An 8,668-nucleotide genomic window follows, 5' to 3' on the forward strand; every position below is an offset into this window, starting at 1 on the left:
TTAGCTTCCGATCTCGTTGGCAGTCGGTAGTCGCAGTATTCCGAGCAAAGGCTGAGATCGGCTGAGAACCGTCGAGGAGCAGGTGTCCGGTTTGCGGTCGTGAGACGCATGTCATGCAACGCCTTCGCGAGATAGAAATCTTCGATGGGGCGAAGACGGGGGCATAACGAGTTGATTTTACGTCAATGGAGAGCGGCTATCGCGGCGGGGTTAGCGCTCGCGGCTATGGCGAGCGGAGTCTCGTCCGCCGTGGCGCAGACTCGTCCACCGGGCTATGTCGAGGCTGAGAGCGACTTTCAATCGACGCTCAGTGTCCAGAACCGACTCCTTTTCCAGGTTCTGATGGCCGCTGCCGGGTATTGGAACGCGGTCCCAAACGAGAACTTCAATCAGCGCCTGTTTCGCGCGATCCAGCGCTTCCAGTCCGAGAACGGCTTCGCACCAACCGGCATCGTCGATAGCACGCAGTTTGACCAGCTTGTTGCGATCTCCAAGCCGATGCTGGACCTCTGGGGCTTCCGCAAAGTCAGGCATCCCTCCCGCCGCGCAACGATTTGGATTCCACTAGGTCTCGGTCTCCACGCCACCCGAGAGAATTCTGGGCTGAGCTACGTCGATCCGCTCCGGCGCGTGAGGATCAACTTCTCGACCTTCCCACACGTTGGCACAGCCAAGTACTACAGCGGAATTCTGAACCTGATGGCCCAGCAGGGGACCAGCGTCCACTACCGGGTGATGAAGGACGGCTGGTTCGTTGTTTCAGCAACGACCTCGGATGGCACCGATCTATACCTACGCTATCACCAGGACGGGACGCACGTCACCGGCTTCACGCTCTCCTGGAACAATGCGAACGGCAATGTCGCGGGCGAGCGGATCGCGGTCCTGATGTCGGCCTCGCTCTGGTCCGACATGACCGGGGCGACCTTCATCGACCCGCCGAGCCTGCAACCAAAGGTTGACGTGGCGCGTCCTGCACCTGTTCCGGCCTCTCCGCCGCCTACACCCTCTGCATCGACGCCAATGCCAAAGGTCGCCAAGAGCGCCTCGGGCACGGGCTTTTTCGTCGGTCGTGATGGCAGCCTGCTGACCAATGAGCATGTGGTCGATGGGTGCACCGCGATCCGGGTCACGCCTGATGGCGGCGCGCCGCTCCCGGCTCGCCTCGTGGCGAGCGACAAGGCGAACGATCTCGCTCTCCTGAAGGTCGATCACCAGCCCAAGAAAGTTGCGGCGCTCCGGATCGGCATACGCTTGGGTGAGCCCGTGGCTGTGTTCGGCTTTCCGCTCTCCACCGTTCTCGCCAGCACAGGCAACTTTACGCTCGGGAATGTCACGGCGCTGGCGGGTATCGGTGATGACACGCGCCATATTCAGGTCTCCGCCCCAATCCAGCCCGGCAACTCCGGAGGACCGTTGCTCGACCATCAGGGCAATCTCGTGGGCGTGGTTACCTACAAGCTCGATGCTCTCAAGACGGTGATGGCGAGTGGTGACATTCCGCAGAACGTGAACTTCGCCCTGAAAGCCTCCGCAGCCGCCTCATTCCTGGAGAGCAACCGGGTCGAGTTCGAGACTGGGTCGGCGACGACGGCCATGGGACCGGCCGACCTTGCCGACCACGCCAAGGCAATCAGTGCATTCATCAGATGCAACTGACAGGCGTGAGCGGGTTGGGCCGAGGTTGGTGGAGCAACCTTCACAGAACGGGCCGTAGCGTGGAACTGAGAATCGAAAGCACTCGGAGAATTAATTACTGATGAGTACGATCAAGGATGGGCCATTCAAGACCGGGGAATGGTCCATGGAGGAGCGACTTGCTGCTCTCGCCTCGTTCCTCCCGACCTTTACCGCAGAGAACTTCAAGTTTGGGGAATGGATTGCGCCAGAAACAAAGAACGGTGTCACCTCCGTGGGATGGTTCAGTCTCGTCCCGGAGGCGAAGGCATTCCTGAAGGCCGTTCGTGAATTCGGCTGGGTCTACGGTTTTGATTGGGGAGAGTGGAGCCAATCTCCAGAGGCGAATGCCCTCCTAGAGAATCCCGAAGCCCTCGCTCGCGCCGATGTATTCCAGTTGGCAAAGCTGGTCACGACCTGTGTTCGCGCAGCCCGCTTTTCCGAAGGATCACTGGCGCGCGACTTCGATAGGGGGCTTCTTACTGGCATTGTTCGACGTGCAGCCGCCCTCCTCAAGGAGCAGTCTCCTGCAAGCCGGTCAGACGCGGACCCGTCCCACGATCTCGGAACCGCAGATGAGAGGCGTGTTTGGCTGCGCGCCTTCTGGGGGTTCGGGCCAGAGGACGAGGGCTATCTTGGGTTCACGCTTGCGGCCAACCGTGAAAGGTTCATTCGCGAGTTCCGTCAGGGTGATCTCGTTCTGATTTACGGGGCCGACCAGGAGCAGACCCAACGTGAACAGCGCCGTCAGGTGCTGGGCTTCCTAGAGGTCGAGCCAATTCCTGTCACTGATGCCGAGCGATCATCCGATCCCGACCGACGCTGGAAGGTAGAGAATGGATGGGCCGATCGCTGGACCTATGGAGTCCCGGTCAGACGCGCATGGCGGGTCACCCGCAAGATCGAGGCTCACCATCTCGCGCGTGTGACGTTTCAGACCCACAATCCTGTTCTCATCGCATCACGTGGTGAACTTCTGACACCCGAAGAGGCCAAGGCTGCTCTGGGCTTGCCCGTCGTACCGGAAAACGTCTTCGGGGAGCCTCCGTTACCGCCCGAGGCGCTGAATCACGAGGCTGCCATTCGCGACTTTTTCCAACCGAGCCGGGGCGTAACGCCAAGTTATGGCGACCGGAACTTCACAGTCGAGGATGCCGAGAACCGTCTCTATGTACTCCAACTTTCAGGCGATGTGGCCGCATTCCTCGGACGACAACCATTTGAAGTGAAGGGTAAGTGCATCATCAAGGTCGGACATGCCAAGGACCCACAGCAACGGTGCGAAACACACAACGCTCACCTTCCTCCGGCTTCCCAGTTCAAGTGGAAAGTCGCGTTCACTTCCCCGACCTTTCCTGGCGGAAAGGAGGCCAAGAAGGCAGAGGATGACTTGAAGAAGCGTTTTGCCGAACGCTTCGAGAGCCTCGGTGGTGAGTTCTTTCTTGGCGATGAGCTTGGCGTTTCTGTCGAGTTCTCTCAAGTCACACGGGACCTGAGTTTCGTCATCACTGCGGCGTAGTACTCGCTGCCTCGCTGAGGGAGCCAGACATGCTGCGGGAGGTCCGTGTCGAGTTGGAACCGCCCAAGGGAAGGAGTGGCAGTCGCCACACAATGACACCCGTCACTCCTCGCTCCGCCTAAGCGCAAGCCCTCATGTAGTCTGGAATGGCGACCTACTTCTGCATCTCGTAGTGAAGCTCCCAAAAGTCCGAATAAAGATCGTGTAGATCGTCGTCCTTCACGCTGTTCTTGAAGTTGTCATAGCCCAGGCTCATCAGCGTCTTGTGAGCAAGGTCCGCAAGCACGCGGCGCTCGATGAATACCCGATATTTGTAGTCGGTGCCCGCACCCTCAATGATATCTGCATCTGCCCCAAACAAATTCACGAGATGCTCCCGCCGACGAGCGCGAACCATCAGTCGGTTGGGATCGTCGCGATCCGCCACAGCGGACACAAAAGCGTTGTTAAAACAAAGCCACATTAGCTGTCTCCTTGATCTATTCAATAAAAGTGAACCTACACACCATTGTGTGCACTTCGCGAGCCTTGCCGATGCTCTCAAGTGATGCGCTGTCGTTTCACCCGACGTGTTCCCTCGTTGAGCGTCAGAGTGCCATTATGAGGGCGTCATCGGTGCTTTCTCCCTTGTCATCAAGTCGGCTCAGCAATGCCCAGAAATACTAATGCCCGCCGCTTTGCACCGTGCAAACCGGTCAGTGCCATTCCAGTCTTTGGGCATCATAGGCTTCGATGTCTCGATAAGGCTGGCGATGAACTGCACCTTCTCGTCCTCGGTCGCAGTTCCCGATGGATTGGGGTGGAAGTGTCGAACTCGTGGGTCTCTGACGACCCGTTCGTGAAATTGGTCCGGTCGCACTTTCCTGGCTCCGTGCGGCATGTTCATGTAGTTGGGATGAGATTGGCCGAAAATGCCCCTCTCGTCCGCAATTCAGCCCTGATTCCACTTCTTGACCGGAGCGGGTTGGTAGGCCCGCAGGCCGGAACGCTTCTAGTCTCCGGCCTGCGCTATAGTCTGACGGTGCTTATGAAGCAGTTTCGGTGGACTGATCAGGCGCGGATTCGCGCAGGGAACTCCACCGCATTTCCGCCGTAAGCAGGAGCGCCCGGTGCACTCTCCTGCGACTGGTGTAGAAGCGGTTGGATCACAAGCGACTCCCAGAGTCCGTTGGCGACTTCCTCCAGCTTCGCCTTGAGATTCGCGTTCTCCTCGAACCATCGTTCCAGGTGATCAGCGACGCGCCCTTTGAACCCTGGCCCCTGCCCCCACTCGGAGGCACACCTCGCCCACACGGGCGACTGCGCCAACGGTTCGTGGTAGACCTCCATCCCGGCACGCTGGACATTATCCAAGAAGGTCGTTTTGGAGATAGCGGCGCTTCGGCCAATTTGGTCGATCGTTTTCACGGCGAGAGCGAGGCCAGTGTCTGCCTTGAGCGCATTGAGGAAAGCTTCAAGCGACTTGAACCAACCGTCACACCGCAGGCGTGCGTCGCGAGCCGCGCCAATGCCGATCTGGTGTACAATGTTCAACCCTGAATATTCGCCGTTCCGCCGGGTGGAAGCCCATAATGTTGAGGCATAGCGCACTCCACGAATCGTGGTGATGGCATCCGTGTGGGCGAGGCGCTCCCGAGCCCCTAAACGCCGATTTGCCTGAAGAAAGGTGTTCAGCCTATTGGCGACCTCCTCGATTGCGGCGTTGAGCGCTTGGACCTCGCTGTTCTCGATAAGCTCTTCAACGGCAGCGCACAGATCGAGGAGTCGCTCGGCGACCGCCTCGCGCATTCGACTTAACTGTCCAAAGAGCTTGCCGCGAACTTCTATGAGATCGTCTGACTCTACGTTCAGGAACAGCATGGGTACGCCCGCCAAATCGTCAGCGGCCAATTCCCCTGCGACCTGCATGTTCTTGAAGGTATAGCCTTCGGTATCAGTAAGGGCCTGTTCGCCCATATCGTCCTTCATTGCGCGTGCCTCCCCGGCACGCGGCAGAGCAAGAATTGCGACTTTGCCTGTATCCACGCGATCGGAGAAAGTTTGGCGCATGTGCTGAAGGAGCGCGCGAGCGCTCGTTCCCGGTGCATCGTTGAAGCGGCAGCAAAACACGACTGTCGTGCGTGGATCACGGAGCCTCAAGTCAAGGTCCTCGCGCACCGCAACGTCATCGACGCCCTTGGTATCGACAACTGTGATCTCAAGCTCACCGAAGCTGCGACCGAATTCTGGAATAAGCAGGTCAATGCTCTGGGGAAGTGAAACCTCCTTCAGTCGCCCGTTGTTGACCATCTTGAAGGTTTCGGTAACCCACTCCATCGGGTGCTTGCGCGTCGCGCTGTCGTACCAAAGCTCACGCTGTGTACGCTCAGGTAACTGCATCAGGTCGAGAACCCGCGCGCGGAACTCGTCTTCGCTGGAGCAGGAGCGAGCTAGGTCGAGAAGCAGATCGTGATAGATTGGTTTTCCGCTAACGATCTCCCGGCGTCGCACGAGGCCCGACATATTGCGAATCGCACGCTCGACCTCACGGCTCACGCCCACGGTCTCACCCGCTCCTGTTCCCGTCTCCTTCGCTATATTCGAGATCACGGCCCACTTCGCGGCGCAGAGATCGGAAACCAGTTGGCGAAGCTCGCCATCACTCATGGGCAGAAGAGAGATGCCGAACTCAGGACCGCGCTTGATGTGCACTTCGCAAATTGTGGTGCCGCCTGCACCTGTCTCCAGCACCACTCGGTCAATTGGCTTATCAACCAGCGATGAGGGTACCAGCAACTCGAATAGAAAGCTGAGCGCGGTCGATTTACCGACTCCAATGTCCCCGATAAATGCGATGTTGTGTGACAGGCGGCTAAGAAAGCTCGATGCCTTCAGGAGGTCGTCGCGGCGACGCTCCATCTGCCGTCGTAGCGGCCAAGGGTGTCCGTCCTCTGCGAGGAAGTCATTGATCGCCTCCAGCGTCTCTTCAGCCTGTTCCAGGTAACCTCGTTGGGGGTTCCAGAAGGACGGCGGCTCAACGTGCGTCCATTCGCGTGCGGCAAAAGCTTTGTATAACTCGGCGTCGGGGGAACCTAGCTCGGTGAGCGCGTCGAGCACGCGGTCAATTTCGGCGATAGCAGCCACCTCACCCTTCTCGATCCGGGAGACTCGGCTTTGGTCTATTCTCGCCTTCTGGGCCACGGCCCCTTGTGTGACTCCGAGTTCGCTTCGAAAGCGGGCGATGGCGGATGAGGTCTGCTGGAATTGCGGAACAGGCGCGTGCATGGGCGTCTCCATGTATGCTTAAGCTGTTCAGCATATATGCAGCATGTTAAATGAGTGTCAAGTTAGCCATTAACATATTTTTCAAAATGTTCGGCGGCGTGAGGTGCCTTTCAGCCTGCGTTCGCCCCAGGCGGACTCTCCTGAAGCGAGTCCTTGTCGGGTTGCCGGTTCGGACTTGGCCGTCCACGAGATCGGCTTTTCGAGCGATTTGAGGCAGACGGGTGGGAACTGACCCATATCCTTCGAGCCGCCGACCGTCGTCTCTAGCGCGAATCCCTGCTGGCCTGGGCGAAGGGCCTTGATGCCGGTCGCCTAGCGCACAAGGTCCTGGCGATAAGGTTTAGCCTCACCCTGGGCGGTAGGCCGCGAATAGGCCCATACATTAAGCCCTTAATCTGGGATGACACCTCGCCCGCCTCGGGATTGCCTCTTGGGCGAGAGGTGGCACCAGCGATGATCAGCGAACGCTCCTACGCACCAATCACGCGAGCAACGCTCGACAGGCTCAGCCTGCTCTGTCAGGAGGGTATGGAGGCGTTCTTCGCGCGGAGCCCAAAATGGGCCGCCTATCGCTCTCGCCTTCTCTGTAGCGTCCTCGCGCAGGGGGCCGCGCTGCATTACCTCGACGGCAGGAACGGTGTGAAGGATTTCGACTGCTGGACCTTCTATGCCCTCGACGAGCGGATCGGGCCGCTGCCGCCGCGCGGGAGACGCGGCAAACTTGATTTCGGGCCATCCGAGTTCGGGCGTCATCCGGACGATCATGGTTACACAGGTCGGCGGGTGGATGTCCTTGCCCGTTCAATCCGCTCCAAACCTACTTTGGACGGCATCTCGGCCGTCCAAGAGTATCTCCGAACGGACCGCAATGACACGCCTCGGCTCTTGATCCAAAAAGCTGTCGTTGTCCTGGAACCTGCCGAACTTCGAGGCGAAGTCATCTGGCATCCCATTCCGACAGCAGACGCCCCATGATCGGCTCGACAGTCCGGGCGTGAGCCATCACAGAAGGCATGCCCATGGGCCAGACCGACACTCTCGTGCTCTGGCGCGAGAGGCTCATCGAGAAGCTCCGTCAACGAGATGTGGCCGAAGCCGACCTGGATCGCCGAGCCGACGAGATGATGGCTCCTCTTCGACGGGCACGGGTGAAAATCCAGACTCGCGACGAAAAAGTCAGAAGGCGGCTGCATCTTCGTGGATGGTCAGACGACGATATTGAGCAGGCGCTGATCGAACTGGCTTTCCGGCGGAGTGACCGCTTCGTCCGGAATGCCTCTAGGCAGCGTGCCGAAGGTCGCGATGGAGAGTAATGAGGCGCACGATTCGGGTCGTAGAAGCCGAAGCCCGCGCAGATTCCCGATGAGTCCGTGCAGCAACCGTTCTCCTGGCGCACGCGTCACTCGCCCCCATCACCTCGAATGACCCGCAATCGTCTCATTGGCGGAGGCTGGTCGGGAGGGGGAGGCGATATCCGGTCCAAATCCGCGAACCTCACCTTACACTTAGGGTCGTATTGGTCCGGTGGTCGTTTGCCGGGTGGAGTGCGCCAGGGACAATCGAATGCGATCCGATCCAAGACCTCGGTGAGCATGGTCTCTGCGCCGAACTTCGCGGCAAGGCGGGCGAGCCGGTAGCTCCCGCGTCGGTGTGGACAGTGAGGGCATTCGACCCGAACCCTGACCCACGGGAAATCAGACAAGCGCTCGACACCACGCATCGGATGGGTTGCCGTTGTGCGTGTGTGCTGGGATGGTCAGTTGGCGACGCCATCAGGCAATTGAGAGATTCGTAGCTCCTGCTCCGAATCTCGGCCCTGCCCGAAATTCCCTCGGGCATAGCCGCGAGAAATCAGTCGCACTGCATTTGCCGTTCGCCGTTCTGCCTCCAGCAGATCGGCCAGTGCATCAGAGATCGCCAGCCGCAGTGCCCGGTCGCGATCCCCCTCCGCAGCCCGGATATAAGAGGAGGCGATAGCCTCAACGTCGCGGTTCATGGCTCAGGCTCCCGTCCTTTGTTCCCTTTATGTTCTCACGCCGGGACCACGACAAGAAAAGTCTGAAGCGGGCGTGGAGGGCTGTGGAGAACGGGGACGACGGCACGTCCGGGTTCGACGGCCGCATGCGCGGGTAGGAATTGGGCTTGCCGCCGAAGCCACGTCCATCAGGGCTTGCTACATCGGCGGTGTAGATACGAATGACATTAACT

The 8,668-nt window shown here is 59.3% G+C and carries 8 protein-coding genes; 4 read left to right on the forward strand and 4 right to left on the reverse strand.

Annotated elements, in window-relative coordinates; all coding sequences use genetic code 11:
* Nucleotides 1-249: 249 nt before the first annotated feature.
* Both BN1233_RS16955 and BN1233_RS45980 read left to right on the forward strand, forming a co-directional pair.
* Complete coding sequence (locus BN1233_RS16955; protein ID WP_244470710.1) at nt 250-1,659, forward strand: serine protease; 1,410 nt, start codon at nt 250-252, stop codon at nt 1,657-1,659.
* Between the two features lie 100 nt (nt 1,660-1,759).
* On the forward strand, nt 1,760-3,196 hold the full coding sequence (locus BN1233_RS45980; RefSeq protein ID WP_048708061.1) for a DUF6508 domain-containing protein: 1,437 nt from the start codon (nt 1,760-1,762) through the stop codon (nt 3,194-3,196).
* A 154-nt stretch (nt 3,197-3,350) separates the two neighbouring features.
* On the opposite strand, the gene BN1233_RS16970 is transcribed toward BN1233_RS45980, so the two are convergent.
* Nucleotides 3,351-3,659 (reverse strand): hypothetical protein, encoded by a 309-nt coding sequence (locus BN1233_RS16970; protein WP_046864783.1) that lies wholly within the window; start codon nt 3,657-3,659, stop codon nt 3,351-3,353.
* Between the two features lie 587 nt (nt 3,660-4,246).
* A complete protein-coding gene (locus tag BN1233_RS16975) occupies nt 4,247-6,460 on the reverse strand; it encodes a helix-turn-helix domain-containing protein (protein ID WP_046864784.1) in 2,214 nt (737 codons plus the stop codon).
* A 453-nt stretch (nt 6,461-6,913) separates the two neighbouring features.
* Here BN1233_RS16975 and BN1233_RS16980 point away from each other — a divergent pair, with 453 nt between their 5' ends.
* The gene (locus BN1233_RS16980) at nt 6,914-7,435 is read left to right on the forward strand and encodes a hypothetical protein (RefSeq protein WP_048708058.1); all 522 of its coding nucleotides are present in this window, start codon (nt 6,914-6,916) and stop codon (nt 7,433-7,435) included.
* Nucleotides 7,436-7,479: 44 nt separating this feature from the next.
* Complete coding sequence (locus BN1233_RS16985) at nt 7,480-7,773, forward strand: hypothetical protein (protein WP_046864785.1); 294 nt, start codon at nt 7,480-7,482, stop codon at nt 7,771-7,773.
* A gap of 443 nt (nt 7,774-8,216) precedes the next feature.
* On the opposite strand, the gene BN1233_RS16990 is transcribed toward BN1233_RS16985, so the two are convergent.
* Together BN1233_RS16990 and BN1233_RS49150 are read right to left on the reverse strand one after the other, a co-directional pair.
* Complete coding sequence (locus BN1233_RS16990; RefSeq protein WP_046864786.1) at nt 8,217-8,456, reverse strand: hypothetical protein; 240 nt, start codon at nt 8,454-8,456, stop codon at nt 8,217-8,219.
* Nucleotides 8,440-8,668: hypothetical protein (locus BN1233_RS49150; protein ID WP_210168219.1), on the reverse strand; the 229-nt coding region annotated here is incomplete at its 5' end. The genes BN1233_RS16990 and BN1233_RS49150, both read right to left, overlap by 17 nt.

The sequence above is a fragment of the Microvirga massiliensis genome, from assembly GCF_001006805.1.
GTDB classification, from domain to species: Bacteria; Pseudomonadota; Alphaproteobacteria; order Rhizobiales; family Beijerinckiaceae; genus Microvirga; species Microvirga massiliensis.

Bases quoted from the DNA above. Each gene is read 5' to 3' on its own strand.
- BN1233_RS45980 (WP_048708061.1), top strand. From the start codon at position 1,760: ATGAGTACGATCAAGGATGGGCCATTCAAGACCGGGGAATGGTCCATG.
- BN1233_RS16970 (WP_046864783.1), bottom strand. From the start codon at position 3,659: ATGTGGCTTTGTTTTAACAACGCTTTTGTGTCCGCTGTGGCGGATCGC.
- BN1233_RS16975 (WP_046864784.1), bottom strand. From the start codon at position 6,460: ATGCACGCGCCTGTTCCGCAATTCCAGCAGACCTCATCCGCCATCGCC.
- BN1233_RS16980 (WP_048708058.1), top strand. From the start codon at position 6,914: ATGATCAGCGAACGCTCCTACGCACCAATCACGCGAGCAACGCTCGAC.
- BN1233_RS16985 (WP_046864785.1), top strand. From the start codon at position 7,480: ATGGGCCAGACCGACACTCTCGTGCTCTGGCGCGAGAGGCTCATCGAG.
- BN1233_RS16990 (WP_046864786.1), bottom strand. From the start codon at position 8,456: ATGAACCGCGACGTTGAGGCTATCGCCTCCTCTTATATCCGGGCTGCG.